Here is an 18,360-nt window from a genome sequence, read left to right on the forward strand (position 1 = left end):
CATTGAGTGAACTTGCTCTAGCCGTGCTTCGGTCGAGAGGGCAGGGGTTAAGGAACGAGAATTGAGCAAGACGCTTCCCGAGTAGGGTCGTCTTTATCCCTTCAGCAGGGGTTGTCCCGTGGCCGCTGGCATTGCGATTTCGCGAGGGACTGGCTGCCAAAATACCGCGGTAGTAAAGACAAAAAAGGCGGCTATTTGCCGCCAAGTCACACTGCTTCACCACACCTGAAAGGGTGTGCCACTCTGGTCATGACTGACCTGAGTGGCATGTGTTACTGCTAGAACATTGCCCGAAACTTGAGGCCGTAATTTCGAGGGTAGAGGTAAGACGTTTGCACAACATCGTCGCTGTTGTTGTTGCCACGAGCGAGTACCTCACTGTCTTCAATATTTTCGACAAAAAGCTCGATGCCGTAGCGCTGATCGGGTGAGTCCCAAATAAGGCGTGCATCCGTTTTCGTGTAAGAGTCCTGATCGTGTGCAGGATCTGTTGCCAGCAGGTTAGACGTATTGTACCCGTCTGAGTAATAAGTCTGGCCATACACTGTAAGCGAGCCTCTATCGCTAAGTTCAAAACGGTAGGCTGCGCTTGCTCCTAAGGTGTACTCAGGAGACCAGGGTGTGGTTTCTCCGGACTGGTTTACAAACGGTTGTACCTGGCCTTTGTAGAGCTGATACGGGTTGGTCTGTCCGTAGGTGCCAAACTCTGAGTCGAGGTAGGCGAAGGCGCCGGTCAGGGTCAGTCCATCAATAGGCAGCCAGATCGCATCAAGCTCAATGCCCCATGCTTCAATATCGCCGCCATTGTCTGAGAACGTCAGTACGATGCCGGTATTCGGGTCGATGCGCTGCCGTTGGGTCAGTAGGTTTGTGTACTCTGTGAAGTGAACCGCGCCATTAAACTGCAGTGTGCTGTCTAGCAATACAGTGCGGAAGCCAGCTTCTATGACCTCAGATTCCTGTTCATCTGTGGTGGCGTCCGTGCTTGCGGCGCCCGAAAGGTAGCCGGTAGAAGCTGTCAGGTAGAACATTATGTCCTCGCTCAGGTCATATTCCGCTGCCGCTTTCCAAGTGATGTTATCGTATTCTCCGTCCTTGGGGCTCTCTATTGCATCAGCGGCACCGCAATTGTAGGTGAACAGGTCCTTGGCATTTTCTGGGAGAATTCGCGGTGAACTACCATCCACCCCGTCCTTTACGTTCACCACGCGGTCGCCTTCGGAAAAATTACTACCGCCACAGTCGGCGGACTTGGTTTCATCGTTGTAACGGATACCCGCGATCAGTCTGAAATTGTCGGTAAGTGAATACTCCGCCTGACTGAATACGCCCCAGTACTCAGTATCGATACGGACTGCATTGGCGAAGAATCCGTTGAGCAGCGTTTCATCCGAAACAATGTCTGTTCCCTCAAGAATTGTAAATTCGCCAAGTTCTGTTTCGATAACTGGCCTCGTTGAATCATCCCTGACCGTCTGTTGATAAATATAAAAGCTGTTGTAATCCTCGAGGTCAGAATAATATGCGCCTGCCGTCCACTGTAGAGGGCCTTCCGAATTCGACGTCAGTACGAATTCCTGCGACCAGCCTTCGGACTCTTCAAGATAACCGCCGTTAGAGTTTTGGGTTGGGCCAAAGTCGAAGTCGAAGTTGATGTCATTTTCATACTCGTTGGCAGCGGTGGTAGAACGCAAGCTGAAGCTGCCGAAGTCGTAAGTAAAGTTAAGCGAAACTGTGTCATCTTTGAGGTCGACAGGGCGGACGTAGTCCTGGCTGATTTTCCAGGGGTCACCACCAGGTCCATTTGAGGCGGTGCCTAGCTTGCCTGAACCTCTCACTGGGTTTTCACAATTTCGCTGGGAGCCGAAGGCGTCTGTCAATCCATCTGGTGTTTCGTTGCGGCATAGAATCGTGTAGCCGAATAGTCCCGCCTCGTTTCCATCCTCCTCTACCGAGGTATAGCGGAAGATGGCCTCGGTGCGATCGTTGGGCTGCCACAGTGCCGATATGCGATAACCCTTGTCATCCTGCGCGCCGATATCAGGCCCTGCGTCATTCTCAATATAGCCATCGCTTTTGTCATACATTCCAGCAAATCGCAGTGCGAAGGTGTCAGTAACAGGCACGTTGAAGTGCGCTTCTCCCTTGATTCGATCAAATCGCTGTCGACTGAGTTCGATGCCTCCGTAGGCTTCGTCAGTTTCGGGCGCATGGGTGTAGACATTCAGAGCGCCGGCGAATGTGTTTCTGCCATACAGAGTTCCCTGCGGGCCTCGAAGAAATTCAATTGCTCGTACGTCGAAGAACGCTCGGGTTTGCTGAGAGGCTCTGGCCTGATAAACACCGTCGACAAAGGCGCCCACGATAGAGCTGTTGTCGCCAAATGTATTGGTAGAGTTGGCGCCACGAACATTAAATTTTGCATCGTTACCGGCAAAAGCATAGTTAAGGCCTGGCACAAGCAATTCAAGCCGGGATACGTCGTCGACACCGCCTAGCCTCAGTGCCTCTTCGTTAAAGGCGGAAATAGATATGCTCACGTCCTGCAGGCTCTCTTCACGCTTTTCTGCAGTTACTACAACCTCCTCAAGGGTGGCTCGCTCCTGTGCATGCAGGGACATTGACCCCAATGCTGTGGATGCAGTTAATAGGGCGATTTGCAACGCAATGGGTTTGCGGACAGATTTCATCATCTTGAGTGGCTCCTGGGTGATATTGAGTATCTTGCAGTGCCATGCTGTGTACATGGTCATTATTCTCGGTACAGAAAATACTTCGAATGCAATTTGTTTGTCAATACTTAGTTCAAACGAATTCTTGTGACCTTTGAGGTGTGGCAGGTCTCGCTTATGCCAAAACAGCTATTTTTTACGAAACTGCTATTTTTTCTATATATTACAGATAGATATGAGCGGCCAGTCAAGGCTTCTGCCGATTAATGTCTCTGGGGCGCAGCATTTTATTTATTGTTTTCGAAGTCAAATATGTGTGATAAATTTCCCAAAATGTGCTCGCGCAAGGGTAAGTTGGCCCTGACCGGGTTTTATTATGCCGCTGGTGATGCTGAATGAGGGTGCTGCTATTCTTTGGCGCGCGAGCTGTAGAGCTGAAACAGGGATGATGGAATGCCATTATCACGACGCGATTTAATTAAAGTTACCGCGGCATCCGCGCTGCTTGCAGATGGAGCAATAGGGCAGGCTGCCCCGGCACCGGGGGGCAGGGCAATATCATCAACCGACTACGCATCGAGTTGGCGTCCGCGCAATCTCGCCAGGCGACCCAATATTTTAATGGTCGTGCTGGATGATGTCGGTTTCTCTGATTTGGGATGTTTTGGCTCTGAGATCGATACCCCTTGTATCGATAATCTCGCCAGGGGCGGGGCGAGATTCAATAACTTTCAGGTCACGGCATTGTGCGCTCCAACGCGCGCTTGTTTGATGAGTGGCCAGAATGCTCATAGGGTGGGTGTAGGTAATATCGCAGAATGGGGTAGGCCCCTGCCTGGATATCGGGGCTATATCCGTGAAGACGTAAAGCTTCTGCCGCAGATGCTGGGTGAGGCGGGTTATAACACCATTGCTGTTGGTAAGTGGCACTTGTCCATGGTGAATGACCAGGATGCCATGGGCCCTTTCGATCACTGGCCTACGGGGCGCGGTTTTCAGCATTGGTATGGGTTCCATGGTTCTGCGGTAGATCACTTCCACCCCGAACTGTTTCGAAATCACAGTCAGGTATACCCCACAAAAGGGGAAAACTACCATCTGACCAACGATCTCGTTACGCAATCGATTCGCTATCTTCAGGATCACCGCGTCGCCACGCCTGAAAAACCCTTCTTTATGTATCTGGGCCTGGGGGCCTGTCATTTCCCGTTCCATGCGCCTGATGACAAATTGAGCAAGTACCGGGGTAGGTACTCGCAAGGTTATGACAGTATGAGACTCCCGCGGTTTGAGCGACAGAAGGCGCTGGGGGTAGTTCCCGAAAATGCGCTGCTGACTCCTCGGCCTGATGAGGTTTCAGGGTGGGATCGCTTGCCCACCTCGGAACGCGTCTTCAGTGAGCGGACTATGGAAGCGTTTGCGGCAATGCTTGATCACGCTGATAGTGAAATACAGCGACTGGTAACAGCGCTGCAGCTCATGGGTGAGCTCGATAATACGATTCTGATGGTGATGTCAGACAATGGTGCCGGTGGTGGCTATCATCGGGCAGGGGCTTTGGATGTTCGGCGGATTGCATATATCGAGCCCGAAACCGTCGCAGAAAAAATGCGCGGGCTAGACCTTGTTGGTACTGAACGCAGCAGTCCCCTTTACTCAACAGGGTGGTCGCATCTTGGCAACACTCCGTTAAAGCGACGCAAAGGCGACACTTATGCCGGGGGCACCCGCTCGCCACTGATTCTGCATTGGCCAGCGGGTGAGCTTCAGCTGAATGCGGTCAACAGTCAGTATCACCATGTGACTGATGTAGTCCCAACCCTATTGGAAATGGCTGGTATTGAGGCGCCACTTCCCGAGCCGTTGGACGGTACCAGTTTTGCCTACACCCTGGACGACCCGTCCCAGCTTACGCGCAAGAAGACGCAGCACTACGAAACTGCTGGTGATCGTGCAATCTGGGCAAAGGGCTGGAAGGCGGTCACCGTGCATCAGTCAGGAGATCGGTTCGAGGATGATGATTGGGCGCTTTACCATGCCGAACAGGATTTTTCTGAAGCTGTAGACCTCGCTGAAAGTGAGCCAGAGAAGCTCGTTGAGTTGATTGCACTGTGGGACAAGGAGGCTGCGGCAAATAACGTGCTGCCGTTAGACGATGACCTTGATGGACTTTATGCAAAGGTAGCGCCGCGAGCTCGAGCCAGTTACGAATTCTTCCCCGATCAAACTCGATTTAATCGTCTGACAGCGCCAGACATCTTCAGGCACAACTTCAATATGGAGGTAGTTCTTGAGTTGCCGGACGATCAGGTGAGCGGAGTTATTCTTGCGTCGGGTGACAGCGCGGCCGGCTATGAGCTTTTCATGCAAAATGGCCATCTTTACTTTGTTTATATCTACACCCGGGAGGCAGTGCAGCGATTTGCCACTGATGACCAGTTGCAAGCAGGTACACGAAAAATCGTTATCAATGGTCAAGTCGATGGCAGGGGAAGTGGTCGGCTGTCGTTTACTGTAGATGATCGCAGCGTGGGCAGTTTGGTTCTCCCAAAGATGTGGCGTGTAGAGGCGCTCAATGCGGGTATTCGCTGTGCCGAAAACTGCGGTGCGCCAATAAGTTTTGCCTATGCAGGCAGTAGTCCCTTCGAGGGTACGTTTGAAAGAGTTCTGGTTAATCTGTCGCTATAGCGATCAGTGTGCGTTAGCGAGAAAATTTGGGCGCTAAACCGCCATAGAAAGCGTGCCAGGCACTATCGCGCACGTGCAATTTACAGCCAACGTTTTTATAGGAGCAAGTCATGAATGACTTTATTAACAGCCTTGCCCAATTCGATACCCCGACAATATCTAATGCCATTGAGGTTGCTCAAGGTACACGCGGTTATGAGCGCTTTACACGCGGCACGCCTGTATCGGTGATGAATGGCGCTAAAGCAATGTGTGGCTATGCCCGTACCGCGAAACTTTCCGGCGTTAAGGCTCCGACTGAAGACCCTGAGATTATCAAGGCACGCCGCCTGGACTACTTTAAATATATGGCAAAAGGTAACCAGCCCACGGTTTGTGTCATTGAAGACATAGACGCGCCCGGTTGTGTGTCCGCATGGTGGGGTGAAGTCCACACAGCCGTTCATTTGGGTTTGGGCGTGTCTGGCGCGTTGACCAATGGCGTGATGCGAGACTTGGATGACCATGAGCCGGGTTTTCCTGTCGTGGCTGGTTCCATTGGTCCGAGTCATTTGTTTTGTCATATCACCGAGCTCGATATTCCTGTAACTGTTTTTGATTTGGCCATTAGCCCCGGTGAAATAGTGCATGCCGATCAACATGGTGCGGTGGTGATTCCTGAAGACGTCATGCCGGTCTTGGGCGAGGCTATCAAAACCCTGTTGACTAATGAGCAAATAATCATTGGTCCCGCTCGTGAGCCGGGTTTTGATATCTGCAAATTAGAGGCGGCCTGGAAAATATTTGAAGAGGCACGAACATGATGAAAGGGTTTGACGAACAATATTCCGACCTGCCTGACTACATTTTAAAGTGCACGGCCCAGATCTGGGAGGGCCGAGATATTGCATCGCTCGACTGGCACTATGCCGACGATATATTCATCCGAACTCCTTCAGGTTTTAGTCGCGGTAACGAGGCTGGTAAATCTAACACGATGGCGACACTGGCTGAATTTCCAGACCGGCAATTGTTTGGCGAAGACGTGATTTGGTGCGGCAATGATGAGCAGGGTTTTCTTTCCTCTCACCGTATTGTTTCAAGCGCGACTCATCGAGGTGGGGCGTTTGGTCCTGCCACAGGGAAACGCGTTGTATTCCGAACTGTCGCTGATACGTTCTGCCGTGAAAATCGTATCTGGGATGAATGGTTAATTCGCGATAACGCTGCGATTGCTGTTCAAATAGGAACAAACCCGAAAGACATGGCGCGCTCTATCATCGCAAGAGGTGATGATGGTTTTCCGTTCACACCCGAGTCTAATGTTGTCGGCTTGTATACAGGCTCTGGAAATGACAATGAGTGGGGACAGCGGCATGCTTCGATCCTGCAGCGGGTTATGAACGCAGAATTTTCTATTATTCCTCAGGAATATGATCGAGCGTGTCATTTATCGTTCCCTCGTGGTGAGGACGTTCACGGTTGGGCCGAAGCTGATAAATTTTGGGTTGGAGTGCGCAGTGCATTTCCGGCAGCAGAATTTAAAATTGAACATCAAATTGGCCGCGTGGATGACCTACTGAGCCCTCGTAGCGCTATTCGTTGGTCGCTAACCGGGTGCCATGAGGGCTGGGGTCGCTTTGGCGCGCCTACTGGTGTCAATGTTCACATCATGGGCGTTAGCCACGCAGAGTTTGGCCCTAAGGGTCTGCGTAGAGAGATTACTCTTTTTGACGAAATTGAAATTTGGAAACAGATATTGCTACAAGCGCCGGCTGATTGCTGACGCCTTCACGCAAAGCCATGACACGATTATCACGGTATTCGCTACCCCGGTTTGTGATCTGCAGTGTAAAGTTCTGTGGACCGCATTATTGGGTGACCGAGCGCGTACATTCCTTGATACAGATTGGTGAAGTGCAGAGCTGGGGACGAAATTACGCCCCCTGATAGGTGCTACTTACTCGGTGATAAACACCATTTCTACTCGGCGATTTTTGGCTCTTGCCTCGAGGGAAGCGTCTGGTACCAGGGGCTTTTCTTCGCCCATTCCGACCACTTCCAAGCGCCCGCTGTCTACCTCATAATTGCTTTCAAGGTAGAGGGCAACGGCTTTTGCCCGCCGCTGGGACAAATCCAGGTTGTAGGACTCTTCTCCTTGGTCATCAGTGTGGCCCGCAACACGCAGTTTAAGTTGTTCCAACTCTGGGCTCACTAGCGCGGCACCGAATTCATCCAGTTGGCGAATGCCATCGGCGGCCAGTTCGTCGGAGCCAAACTCGAAGTTAATGCTCTGCACGTCGAAAGATACTTCGCCTATGGCATCGTTCAGGCCCTCTTCAGCTTCGGTGCTCTCGACGACTTTGCGGATTATGCCGCGAGTGGTGTACTGCAGGTCGGGATCGCTCATGGCCAGTTGGCTGTTGCCCACCAGGTAGCTGGTTTCCGCCAAAGCCAGTTGGCTGCTGGCTGCTGCCATACGTATATCGCCCAACAGCTGGTTTGTCCCGGTCTCATCCAAGGTTACGTACCCCGGAGAGTTATTCAGCAGGGTCTCAGCACTGGTCAGCGGCGCTTTCGCTATAATGGCGAATACGGTTTCCTTGCCCTCGGGTTCAGAAGCCTGCAGGCTGCCGCTGCTGGGGAAATAACTGCCGGCCTCGGCATTGCTGCAGTCGCTGGGACGCATCAGTGAGGTGGTGCCTTGGGTGTCTATGTGAACCAGGTAGCAGTGGCCGCCCTGACCTGCGTTCAGGTGATAGCGCACCGGATCGCCCAGTGCCAGGTTCTTTTTGCCACCTTCCAGCGCCACTGATAAGTCAGCATTCCAGGTGCTGTTGAGCTCGCGCAGTTGATTGGCAGCTGAACTTGCTAATGCACCATGACTAATGAGCAAAGCCGCGGCAGACGCTAGCAGCGTTTTACCAAAATGTTTTTGAGTGAATCGCATCGTATCTAATCCCCTTGGAGGCATACTCTGTCTCTCTCGATTATTTGAATAGTCCCTGGACTCGCTAGGCATACGATAAGCAAGCTACCACTTTTTAAGCTATGCTGGGGAAATAAAGGTGTACTTTTTGCTCTATTAGGGTGATATAGGAGTGGATCAGGTGCAAAACTGCGTCTAGCTGTATGAGGGTTTAGCGTCGTAAACGAGGCGCACACGCGGCTTGAGCAGGCATCTTATATAACTAATCGAAATACGGAATTTCGAAATAATAATGAAAAATACTAAGGCAGCATTACTTCCGTTGCGCCTGCTTTCCTTAAACGGAAAGTTGACGATGCTAACTATCGGGCTGGGTGTGTGTTTATCTACCAGCGCTGGCTTGAAATACACTCCGCCAGAAGAGGGGTTGGAGAACGCAGCAGGGCAAGTCCCTATCCAGCGCCCGGCGGCAATCGAAGAAGAATTTTTAGAGGCTGAAAACATTGAGGCGCTGATGGGCTCTGCACCCGAAGCCTTTGAACGGCAGAGCCTCAGCAATAGCGCCATGCGGATGGTGCCCGACGTCAGTGATTTTGAAGAGCTAAAACTGCGTTGGGAGAAAAGCTTTGGTGGAGTCCGTCCCGACGGCTTCACCGAAGTGATCAGCCGGCGTTCCGATCTCGCTACTATCGCCGTGGGCCACAACAGTTCCGACAGCTCCGGTCGTTCCGATGCTTGGGTCGTCGCTATCGGCGACGATGGCCAATTGCTCTGGGAAACTACCATTGGTGGAGCGCGCAATGATCGCGCCAATGGCGTTTACGATTTACCCGACGGCAGTCTGATTGTGGTGGGCGCTACTGTCAATGAATTCAGCGGCCGCTTAGTAGGGCTGGTAGCCAAGCTCGATGAATCGGGCGAGGTTTTGTGGCGCCGCGAGTTGAGTGGCAGCGATGATCTGACACTCAATACGGTAATTGCCGTTGCCCAGGATCGCCTGGTAGTGGCTGGTACCAGTGGTAAATTAGCCGGCTATGTGGCGGAGCTGGATGTCGATGGTAAGCCTGTATGGCAGCAAATGTTGAAGGATAAAGGGCCCGATATTGTTCACGCCCTGGCGCAATTGCCAAATGGCGAGATTGCCGTTGCCGGCGAACGCACCGAGCTGTTTTCCAGCGACGCCTGGCTGGTGCGTTTATCGGCTTCCGGTGAACCGGTATGGAGCGCCTCCTTCGGCGGTGTCGACGGTGATATATTTAGCGACCTACTGGCACTGACCGATGGTTCGCTAGTTGCTGTCGGTTCTACTTATACCGAAGCAGCGATGGAACAAGGCTGGATGGTGCGCGTAAATACCGACGGCGACATCGTCTGGGAGAAGAGCTTTGGCGGTATCGGCGTTGACAGTCTGTCTGGTGTTACTGTGTTGGGTGACCAGTCCCTGGTGGTGGTGGGACGCACTGATGCGGGTAACGAGCAGGCACCCAATTCCTGGGTGCTGCGGGTTAGCGATTCTGGTCAGTTGATCAAGGCCCGCGCCCTGGGTGAAGAATATGGCGACGGTCTGCTGGCCATTGCCGCTCGCTCCGATGGTAGCTTCGCTGCGGTTGGGTTTACTCAACCAGATTTCGACTCGCAGATCGACGGCTATGTTGTCTTGCTGGGCACACCCAGTAGTGCAAAGATGCGGCCCGTTTATGCGGCCGCAGATGCCCCAACCTTGTTTGTGCCGGGCGGTGGTCAGTTGCTCACCGAGCGCGCCACGGTAGAGGTGCTGGGCAATGTGATTCATAGCCGGCCGGTGCGCCAGCTTTTTGTCGACGGTCAGCAAACAGAAATTCTGCCCAACGGCGCCTTTGTGAAGCAGCTTAGCGTGCCACTGGGGCAAACCGAGATCACTGTGGACGCCGTGGACGACCGCGGCGTTATCGGCAGTACCACCATTAGAGTGGTTCGTACCGAACAGGGTCAGTTGCAGTCCGATGGTGACTTGGCGGAGCTCATGGCGGCGGTGGATTTTGGTCGCTACCATGCCCTGATCATTGGTAATAACAACTACCCGGCAGCCGATATTCCAGCGCTGCGCTCGGCGGTAAACGACGCTAGAACAGTGGCCGAAGTGCTAGAAAGCGATTACAGCTTCGATGTCAACCTGCTGGAGAATGCTACCCGTAGTCAAATTATCGCGGCACTGGATGAACAGTCGCGCTCGCTCGGCCCGCAGGATAACTTGCTGGTGTACTACGCGGGTCACGGCTATTACGACGAAGATGTCGACTTGGGATACTGGTTGCCCACCGATGCCTCTCTGGCGAGCAAAGAAGCCTGGATACGCAATAGCGCAATTACCGACGCCATCAAAGGCATGAAAGCCAAGCACGTTCTGTTGGTGGCCGACTCCTGTTTTTCTGGCACCCTGCTGCGCAACGTTGATGTAAAACGCACTGGCCGTTTCTATGAGCGTATGGCCGGGCGCAGTGCGCGCCTGGTGATGACCTCCGGCGGTATTGAACCAGTGATGGACGAGGGTGGTGACGGGCACTCGGTATTCGCCCGTAACCTCATTCGCAAGTTGCGCTCATCGGATCAGATTATCGACGGCACTAGCCTTTACCAGGCCATTCGTGAGCCAGTGGTCATGACCTCTGAACAGGTGCCACAATATAGTAATATTCGTTTTATCGACAGCGACGGTGGGGATTTCTTGTTCGTAAAGCAATCGCGATAGCGCTGACTTAGTTTTAGAAGGAGACAGCTTTGATGAAGGCCGGACGTCTAGGCAAGTTTTTTCTCGCAAGTAGCATCGCCGTAGTGGCAGGCTGCGCCACCACCCAACCAGATTCTGTGCGCGTGGACTTAATGCAAACGGGCGTAAAATACGATGACGATGAGTTTGTTGCCGTTTTTACACCCAAGTCCACCACAGCCGCTCTCGACACCACCGATGGTCCTCGAGTCACCAACCTAAAACAACTTACTAACAATACCGAGCGGAGCAACCAGTATAACCGCCCGGCTTTGTCGCCGAACCAGGATGCAATGGTCTACGTAGAGTTTGCTGGCGGCAAAAGCAGTATTTATCGCCAGAGCCTGGGCTCGCCTGCCAAGTCCCCAATTTCAAGTGATGCGGGCATGAATCTCACGCCCGCGTTTACACCTAACGGTCGTTTTCTAATTTTCAGTTCGGATCGCTCTGGTGAAAGCCAGAGTCTTTGGCGTAAGCGCTCCGACGGCGCCGGTGGCATTACCCAGATTACTAGCTCCAACTCCTTCGATTGGCAGCCGGCCATCGCCTCCGACGGCGAAACTATTATTTTCCAGAGCCATCGCAAAAATAATCAAGCGGCGTCCATCTGGAGTATCAATATGAACGGGGGTCTGCTCACCCAGTTGACGGAAGGACGTTCGCCAAGTATCTCGCCCGATGGCCGGCGCATTGTGTTTGTGCGCCCCAACGCCAGTACTGGCAAGGATCAGGTGTGGAGCATGCAAGTTGATGGCTCGGGCCTCACCCAACTGAGTTCGGGCAATGCCAACGATGTGGACCCCAGTTGGCACCCCAATGGCCGCTACATCGTATTCGCATCTGACGCCATGGTGGTTCAGGGCGATGTCTTCGCCGATTATAATATTTGGATTATGCGCGCCGATGGTACCCAGCGCGAACAGCTCACGGAAAACTTTAGTCACGACGACGCTCCGGTCTTCGACCGCCGCGGCCGCACCATTGTGTTCCGTTCAAATCGCGGTGGACATTGGAATTTGTTCAGCTTTAATCCGCAACTTTAATAGCCGGTAGAACGGTTGGGGTCAGTTATGCAGAGTCGGTCATCGTGTTTACGAGCAGCGGTTCTAATCTGCTCAATAGTGCCGTTGGTGGCAGTTGCTGACGTGAGTTTCGAGCGCTCGATATCAGTGCGGGCCTCCGGGCCGGTGGCCAGTTTAAGCGCGGAAACCCGCGTTAAAACCCAGGTATCCTCCGATCGCAGCCGCACTGAAGTGATTCCCTCCGATGACATGGCCGCCGACCTGTCGGTCGCAGATGTACGGCTCATCCGGCTCGATCAGGAAATGGGCTACATACTCAATCCCGATATCCAAAGCTATAGCCAATTTACGCTCGAGGCCCTGGCGGATGAACTCGCCGGCCTGCGAAGTCAGCTAAACGCTGAGGCTGGTGGTCAGGTGTTACCGGTGGCGACGGAAAACTGCGAGTGGTCGGAGGCGCGTTTCAAAGCCAAGAAAACTAAAGAGAAAGAGCGCATTGCCGGCAAGCGGGCTACACGCCATATTTTCACTATGAGCCAGTCCTGCACCGATGAAATCAGTGGCCAGTCGTGTGATATGCAGTGGATTATGGAGCCTTGGCTAGCAAATAAGCTGCCCGGCTATGAAGAAGTAAGCGGTTATTATGCCGATTTTTCCGACTATCTGGGTATGGACTACCTCATTCCCCAGATGTCCGGTGCCAGCCAAATGCTATTAGCGCTTTTTCCTAACCGTTGGGAAAGCCTGCTTGATGAATTAGAGGCTTTTAAGGGCTACCCCATGCGCACGATGATGACCATGAAAATTGGTGGCCGTGCCTGCTTCAATGGGGAAGGGGAGGCAGCTGAGGAAGATAATATGTGGGGCAATGCCGCAGACAGTGCCTCTAGCGCTGCCGTTGGCGCCACCGGCAGTGAGGCTAACAGTGCGATTAGTGATGCCACCAGCGAGGCCATGGGGGACAGTATAGGCGGCTCCATTGGTGGTTCGGCGATAGGCGCGGCGACGGGCGAGATCATCGGCGGTTTGTTTAGCAAGAAGAAAAAAACAGCAACCAAGAAGAAAAAGTCAGCCAATGGGCCAGTTACCGTGTTTCGTATTGTCACCGAGATCACCGAATGGGACGACGATCCCATTCCTGCGCAGCGGTACGATATTCCTATGGGCTGGCAGCTTCAGGAATAGCTGATCGTTTGGCGCGCACCAACTCGTAGCGCGCCCGCCAGGGGAGAAACTCCACTGCTTCAAAGCCCGCTGTTTGCAGCGCTCGGTGCATGGCTGCCCTGCTTTGGTGCCGGCCGGGAAACAGGAAGCCCCAGTAACCCGCTGGACGCGTCATAATCAGGTCGCTACCGGGCGCGGCGATTGCGCCCAGCTTTGCAAGCAAAGAGCGGTTGTCGGCAATAAACTCTGCTGCCTCCATGAATAACAGCAAATCAAATTTTTCATTTTGCATGCTGAGCCAAGTGTGTAGGTCTTGCTGTTGCAAGGTGATATCGCAAGCTTGGTAGGTGCTGTCGTTGGCAATCTGCTGTTTGAATTGAGCCAACATAGCGGCAGAAAAGTCTACTGCCAAATAGTGTGCTTTGATGCCTAACCGGGAGGCGGCTACCAGTGTGGCGCGGCCACTGCCGCAAGCCAGGTCAGCTATCCTGGCGGGGCTATCGTTGTGGCCCAATACAGTGACGGCCTCGAGAATAAGCGCGTCGTAAGCGCGGTAATCGTGCCGCTGCCATTTTTGGTGGTAGCCCGCTGCGGCCCGATTATACAGCCAGCGGTTGCCTTTACACGGCAGCCAGCTGAGCTCCCCGGGGTAAATTGCCCAGACACCGGCGATCGTTGCTACCGCCACTAGTAACCACAGCATCAGTGGCCGGCGACGGTTTCGAAGTTAGCTTGAGCACAACGGGTGAGTTGCTCGCTGTTGTAGTCGAACTGGTAAATATCTTGTACCCGGTACTCTCCGTCTTCGCTCAACGGTAGAACCTCGGCGATGGTGGCCACAGTGCGTTTGCCCGCTAACCGTTGCAGTTGGACCACGATATTAATCGCCGAAGCCACCTGGGCGCGCAAAAAACGCAGCGGAATTTCTTCTCCGGAAAACAGCGCAAGCGTTTCCAGTCGACGCAAAGACTCCACCGGGGAATTGGCGTGCACAGTAGACATAGAGCCGCCGTGGCCGGTGTTCATTGCTTGTAACAAATCGAGGGCTTCGCCGCCGCGACACTCACCTACAATGATGCGATCGGGCCGCATGCGGAGGGAGGAGTGCAGCAGGTCACGAATGCTCACTGCTCCTTTGCCCTTGCGGTCGGGCGCGCGGGTTTCAAGCGAAACCACATGCTCTTGATCGAGCTGTAGTTCAGCCGCGTCTTCAATAGTGACGATACGGTCGCTGTTGGGTATCAGCGCCGATAGCGCATTAATAAAGGTCGTTTTACCGGTGCCGGTTCCACCAGAAATTACCATGTTCTGCTCGCGTTCCATGGCCCGGCGCAAAAATTCGGTGGACTCCTCCGAAATTGAACCCAGCTTCACCAGATCGCTGAGACCAAAGCTGCTTTTACTGTGCTTGCGTATGGTCACTGATATGCCCGCCCGTGAAACCGGGGGCAACACAACGTGTACTCGGTGTCCGGCGGGTAGGCGGGCGTCGAAACGTGACACTTCATCGTGCAAGTGCACACCCACGTACTGGGCGATATTACGTACCGCGGCCATCAATTGCTCCGCATCGGTGAAGCGGTAATCACTGAGTTTAAGTTCACCATTTTGTTCGATGAAAATCTGGTCGTAGCCATTGATCATCACCTCGCGCACGGATTCGTCTGCCATAAGCTCGCTAATGGGCGCTAAAAAATAGCCCAAGGCGGCATTGAATACTCCTTCCGATATCGTATTCATGGTGCGGTGTCACCCTTGGGTACGATGTTTACCGTTACTATTTCGACCGCCAGCGGGGTTCCCGCTGCCTCGGTGAGCCACATTATTAATTGCTCGCCGGGAGAGGCCATTTCGCCAAACTCGTGGTAGCGGGCCCAGTCCTCTACCAGGCCGGAGCCCTCTATTTTTGGGGGCATGAGTGGTTTTCGAGTTAGCACCAGCACAATCCACTCTTGGCCCAGAGGTTCCGACGCAGCCATGTCTAATTCATCACCTACGGTGATATTAGTGTCGGCCAATACCCCCAGTGTGGCGCCAGCTGGATTAGGGTATACCAAGGTGGCAAAATTATCGGAACTCAGGTGGATAAAAGTGATGGCTCCTTCCATAGGCGGGTTGATAGCGATGTGCAAAGGGGTATCGATTGGCAGTGTGTAGCTGCCATTGTTTAGCGTAGCCGTGGGAATGGTGGCTCGAAAATGTGGAACCTCGGCCCACTTCTCGCTGAGAAATTTCATCGCGCTAGCGCTATCGCCGAGGTAGAAACTGCGTTCCAACTCCGCCTTGATCTGCAGTTGACCGTCGGTTTTAGAGGTAAGTTGTGAAAGACCCTTGGCCACCGTTAACTCCACCGGCTGATAGCCGGTTTTGCTAAAGCTGAGAATATCACCAATTTTAATCTCAGCGGTGGTGGGCGTGACGGCCTTTTGCGCTGCGCCGTTAATGCTAAAGGCGGCATCGGCTGGTGTACTGAGAAGTTCGATGTTGTAGACCTTGGGCTTTGAGGGCAGCAATAATAAGGCCCCCACAGCGGTGAGCAAGAGTACGCTAACGCCCATGGTCAGTTTGAACCACAGTGGTTTTCTGTTTTTCTCGTCGCCATCCGCTCCACTCTCTGCTTTGCGCGCCTTGACTCTGGGATCGCGGGCGGTGGGAGCACCCAGCCGCATAGCTTCGGCTTCGCGCAGGGCCTTAATTTCAGCGATAACTTTGGTGCAGTCAGCCGGTCGCTGTTCGGGATCGCGAGCAGTCAGGTTGGCGATGAACTCGCTAATTTCTCGAGATATGACCGGATTCAGTTCACACAGCAGTGGCATGACGACATTGCTGGACACCCAGCGCTGCCAAAATGTGGCCGTGCTATCGCGTGTCGGCGCAGCGCCTTCACCGAGCTGAATCAACATGGCCTCGCGAGCGCTCTTTTCGTACTGCTGAGAACCCAAAATCAACTCAGTGGCCATCACCCCAACAGAGTAGATGTCTGAACGCACGGAGATCGTATCCGGAGCATTCAATACTTCCGGCGCAGCGTACTTGCTGCCGACGAAGGGCAGTACGTCTTCATCGCCGCTCATCGCTACACCGAAGTCTGCCACTTTCCATTCACCCTGGTGGGCGAGAATGTTGTCGGGCTTTACGTCACGGTGAATGAGGCCGGCGTCGTGTATGGCCTGCAAGCCGCAGCATACTTCCTGTAGCATTTTTAATGTTTCATCTGGTGACATGGTCGAGGCTCCCACGCGGTTCGCGAGGCTGCCTCCATCCATGTACTCCTGCACCAGGGTTGCCGCTTCATTTTCGAGCAGTACGTCGTAAACCTGCACCACGTTGCGGTGTCTGACCTTGGCCATTTTTCGAGCCTCGCGCATGAACATGTCGCGAACCTCCGGGTCCTGACGCAATTCTTCGGCGATTTCTTTTAGGGCGACATCGCGCCCTACTACGCTGTCCCAGGCGCGGTATACGATCGCCATGCCACCTGCGCCGACATAGGTTTTATTCTCGTAGCGCTCGTTAGCCATTGTTAACTCGTTAGTTGATCGATCCCAGGCACGTGGCCCCGTAGCGATAAATCGGTGATTGAATATCTGCATCCAAACGCATGAGCACGCGGCACAAGCGTTTGACTTCGTATGTTCTCTCGTTGGCGCGCAATACCCGCAGGCGCACTAAAAGTGCCTCCGCCAAGTTCGCCCGCCGAGTCTTTTCTGCGGCACTGATTTCGGTGGGCTGGTAGGCCTCGTAAGCGGCGCTCAACTGCGGCCAGTCGTCGGGAATACCCGCGTTACGGCCTCCTTGCCAGCTGAGGTAGGCGGCAACACCGATAATGGCGACCAGGTACACTGCCAGGAGCGCACGCACAACGGGTGATGCCAGTAAGCCCGAGGAGGCCGCTTTCGTTGCGGCTGGCGCTTTCGCGTCTTTGTCCTCTTGCTTTTGCCGGCCAACCAATTGCCACTTTACTTCCAGTTGGTGGTGGCTGCCTATGGTGATCTGGGCACCGGGCTTAAGCACCGCTTCCTCTATAATCAGAGTGCCGTCTACTCGCGTTCCGTTGCCGCTGATGTTTTGCAGTATCACCTGGCCGTCGCGATCAAAGAGTGCAACATGGTTTCGCGACACCGAGCCGTCGGCGCCCGTGAGGATCAGCGCCTGCTGGTCCACCTCCGGACGCGGTTCGCGACCGATTAGTAAGTAGCCTAGGTCATATTGTTTGGTAGTCCCCTGCATGGGGCCCTGAGTAAAACGTATCTGCAGTGCTTGCATCCTAGAAGAGTCCTGAAGAAACGAGTTGAATTAGAAGGGGGCCAATGATCAGCAACAGCACTGACACCATGATCATCATATTGGGAAAAGTCATCTTTGTAGGTGCTTCCACTGCCATTTTTTCGATCTCCTGCAGCCTCCGTTCGCGAAACATTTCCGCCTGAGTTATCAGAGTGGCAACCATTGGTGCACCGGTTTCCTCGCCTCGATTAATCGCTGTGAGAATAGTTTCAAGTGACTCTAAGCCAACTCGCTGGCCCATGCCACGCAGCGCCGCGGCCTGGGTGGAACCTGAATCCATTTCCAGCAGAGTGATGCGCAACTCGTCCGCCAGAGGGTCATTCTGTAATGAAATTTCCTCCAGGCCTTCTCGCAGCGTGCCACCAGTTTCTAATACCAGGACCGATAAATCGAGGGCGTAGGGAATGCGACGATAAATCAGCCGGCTGCGCTGTGTGGCGTTGCTGTCGAGCATGGAGGGTTTAATCCACATTGCCCATAGCACCCCGCCTGCTGTGCCAAGGAGTAATCCTGAAACTGGCGACGACAGCAGACTAACGGCCAGCATGATGCTAATGCCACCTAACAAACCCTGCCATAGTCCGTCAGCGACATAGTCTTCGGCATTGCGGCCAACGCCAGCGCGCAGCAGGTTCTTCTTTGTTTGCCGAAGAAGTTTTTGTACAGAGGACATTGGCCGAACTGTCTCCAGTAAAACCGTGCGCACGAATTCGGCACCGGCTTCCACCTTGCTGACATGCGAGGCGCGTATTTTGATCCATAATTGCTCTCTGCGCTTGAGGGCATCGCGGATACTGAAACCTACAAAAAGTACTGTGCAGCTGGTGGCAATGAAAGCGGCAACCTGAGCAATAAGCAGTGTCTGATTCATAA

At 53.6% G+C, this 18,360-nt stretch carries 13 protein-coding genes; 6 read left to right on the forward strand and 7 right to left on the reverse strand.

Annotated features, from left to right (window positions below; genetic code table 11):
- Window positions 1-278: 278 nt before the first annotated feature.
- Window positions 279-2,747: a TonB-dependent receptor gene (locus EYC87_RS10965; RefSeq protein WP_279252905.1), complete on the reverse strand. Its 2,469-nt coding sequence runs from the start codon at window positions 2,745-2,747 to the stop codon at window positions 279-281.
- 378 nt (window positions 2,748-3,125) lie between these two features.
- On the opposite strand from EYC87_RS10965, the gene EYC87_RS10970 reads away from it, so the two are divergent.
- The 3 genes from EYC87_RS10970 (at window position 3,126) to EYC87_RS10980 (ending at window position 7,125) form a co-directional block, all read left to right on the forward strand.
- Entirely contained in the window at window positions 3,126-5,360 is a 2,235-nt protein-coding gene (locus EYC87_RS10970; protein WP_279252906.1) for an arylsulfatase, read from the forward strand.
- Window positions 5,361-5,470: 110 nt separating this feature from the next.
- The gene (locus EYC87_RS10975; protein ID WP_040542539.1) at window positions 5,471-6,163 is read left to right on the forward strand and encodes an RraA family protein; all 693 of its coding nucleotides are present in this window, start codon (window positions 5,471-5,473) and stop codon (window positions 6,161-6,163) included.
- Window positions 6,160-7,125 (forward strand): nuclear transport factor 2 family protein, encoded by a 966-nt coding sequence (locus tag EYC87_RS10980; RefSeq protein WP_007230544.1) that lies wholly within the window; start codon window positions 6,160-6,162, stop codon window positions 7,123-7,125. The genes EYC87_RS10975 and EYC87_RS10980 overlap by 4 nt, the downstream gene beginning before the upstream one ends.
- Window positions 7,126-7,299: 174 nt before the next feature.
- Here EYC87_RS10980 and EYC87_RS10985 read toward each other — a convergent pair whose 3' ends face one another.
- Window positions 7,300-8,289 carry an OmpA family protein gene (locus tag EYC87_RS10985; RefSeq protein WP_279252907.1) on the reverse strand — a complete coding sequence of 330 codons (990 nt, stop codon included), beginning with the start codon at window positions 8,287-8,289 and terminating at the stop codon, window positions 7,300-7,302.
- Between the two features lie 334 nt (window positions 8,290-8,623).
- Between EYC87_RS10985 and EYC87_RS10990 the strand changes: the two genes are divergently transcribed.
- The 3 genes from EYC87_RS10990 to EYC87_RS11000 all read left to right on the forward strand — a co-directional run bounded on the left by EYC87_RS10990 (window position 8,624) and on the right by EYC87_RS11000 (window position 13,221).
- Entirely contained in the window at window positions 8,624-10,996 is a 2,373-nt protein-coding gene (locus tag EYC87_RS10990) for a caspase family protein (protein ID WP_279252908.1), read from the forward strand.
- A gap of 32 nt (window positions 10,997-11,028) precedes the next feature.
- A complete protein-coding gene (locus EYC87_RS10995; RefSeq protein ID WP_279252909.1) occupies window positions 11,029-12,057 on the forward strand; it encodes a hypothetical protein in 1,029 nt (342 codons plus the stop codon).
- Between the two features lie 87 nt (window positions 12,058-12,144).
- Window positions 12,145-13,221, forward strand: coding sequence for a hypothetical protein (locus EYC87_RS11000; protein ID WP_279252910.1), 1,077 nt, complete (start codon window positions 12,145-12,147; stop codon window positions 13,219-13,221).
- Here EYC87_RS11000 and EYC87_RS11005 read toward each other — a convergent pair.
- From EYC87_RS11005 to EYC87_RS11025, 5 genes are read right to left on the reverse strand one after another with little or no spacing between them, the layout of a single operon-like run.
- The gene (locus EYC87_RS11005; RefSeq protein ID WP_279252911.1) at window positions 13,196-13,903 is read right to left on the reverse strand and encodes a class I SAM-dependent methyltransferase; all 708 of its coding nucleotides are present in this window, start codon (window positions 13,901-13,903) and stop codon (window positions 13,196-13,198) included. The genes EYC87_RS11000 and EYC87_RS11005 overlap by 26 nt on opposite strands.
- Window positions 13,903-14,940, reverse strand: coding sequence for a TadA family conjugal transfer-associated ATPase (locus tag EYC87_RS11010; protein ID WP_007230546.1), 1,038 nt, complete (start codon window positions 14,938-14,940; stop codon window positions 13,903-13,905). The genes EYC87_RS11005 and EYC87_RS11010 overlap by 1 nt, the downstream gene beginning before the upstream one ends.
- Window positions 14,937-16,721, reverse strand: a complete 1,785-nt coding sequence (locus EYC87_RS11015; protein ID WP_279252912.1) for a serine/threonine-protein kinase — start codon at window positions 16,719-16,721, stop codon at window positions 14,937-14,939. Before EYC87_RS11015 ends, EYC87_RS11010 begins: the two co-directional genes overlap by 4 nt.
- Window positions 16,722-16,731: 10 nt before the next feature.
- On the reverse strand, window positions 16,732-17,466 hold the full coding sequence (locus tag EYC87_RS11020; protein WP_040542530.1) for an FHA domain-containing protein: 735 nt from the start codon (window positions 17,464-17,466) through the stop codon (window positions 16,732-16,734).
- A 1-nt stretch (window position 17,467) separates the two neighbouring features.
- Window positions 17,468-18,358 carry a type II secretion system F family protein gene (locus tag EYC87_RS11025; RefSeq protein WP_279252913.1) on the reverse strand — a complete coding sequence of 297 codons (891 nt, stop codon included), beginning with the start codon at window positions 18,356-18,358 and terminating at the stop codon, window positions 17,468-17,470.
- Window positions 18,359-18,360 lie beyond the last annotated feature (2 nt).

Origin of the sequence: Candidatus Seongchinamella marina (assembly GCF_026262685.1) — a bacterium.
Classification (GTDB): domain Bacteria; phylum Pseudomonadota; class Gammaproteobacteria; order Pseudomonadales; family Halieaceae; genus Halioglobus; species Halioglobus marinus.

Coding starts and splice junctions, on each gene's coding strand:
- EYC87_RS11015 (WP_279252912.1), bottom strand. CDS start 16,721: ATGGCTAACGAGCGCTACGAGAATAAAACCTATGTCGGCGCAGGTGGC.
- EYC87_RS11010 (WP_007230546.1), bottom strand. CDS start 14,940: ATGAATACGATATCGGAAGGAGTATTCAATGCCGCCTTGGGCTATTTT.
- EYC87_RS11025 (WP_279252913.1), bottom strand. CDS start 18,358: ATGAATCAGACACTGCTTATTGCTCAGGTTGCCGCTTTCATTGCCACC.
- EYC87_RS10975 (WP_040542539.1), top strand. CDS start 5,471: ATGAATGACTTTATTAACAGCCTTGCCCAATTCGATACCCCGACAATA.
- EYC87_RS10995 (WP_279252909.1), top strand. CDS start 11,029: ATGAAGGCCGGACGTCTAGGCAAGTTTTTTCTCGCAAGTAGCATCGCC.
- EYC87_RS10965 (WP_279252905.1), bottom strand. CDS start 2,747: ATGTACACAGCATGGCACTGCAAGATACTCAATATCACCCAGGAGCCA.
- EYC87_RS11020 (WP_040542530.1), bottom strand. CDS start 17,466: ATGCAAGCACTGCAGATACGTTTTACTCAGGGCCCCATGCAGGGGACT.
- EYC87_RS10980 (WP_007230544.1), top strand. CDS start 6,160: ATGATGAAAGGGTTTGACGAACAATATTCCGACCTGCCTGACTACATT.
- EYC87_RS10985 (WP_279252907.1), bottom strand. CDS start 8,289: ATGCGATTCACTCAAAAACATTTTGGTAAAACGCTGCTAGCGTCTGCC.
- EYC87_RS10970 (WP_279252906.1), top strand. CDS start 3,126: ATGCCATTATCACGACGCGATTTAATTAAAGTTACCGCGGCATCCGCG.
- EYC87_RS10990 (WP_279252908.1), top strand. CDS start 8,624: ATGCTAACTATCGGGCTGGGTGTGTGTTTATCTACCAGCGCTGGCTTG.
- EYC87_RS11005 (WP_279252911.1), bottom strand. CDS start 13,903: ATGCTGTGGTTACTAGTGGCGGTAGCAACGATCGCCGGTGTCTGGGCA.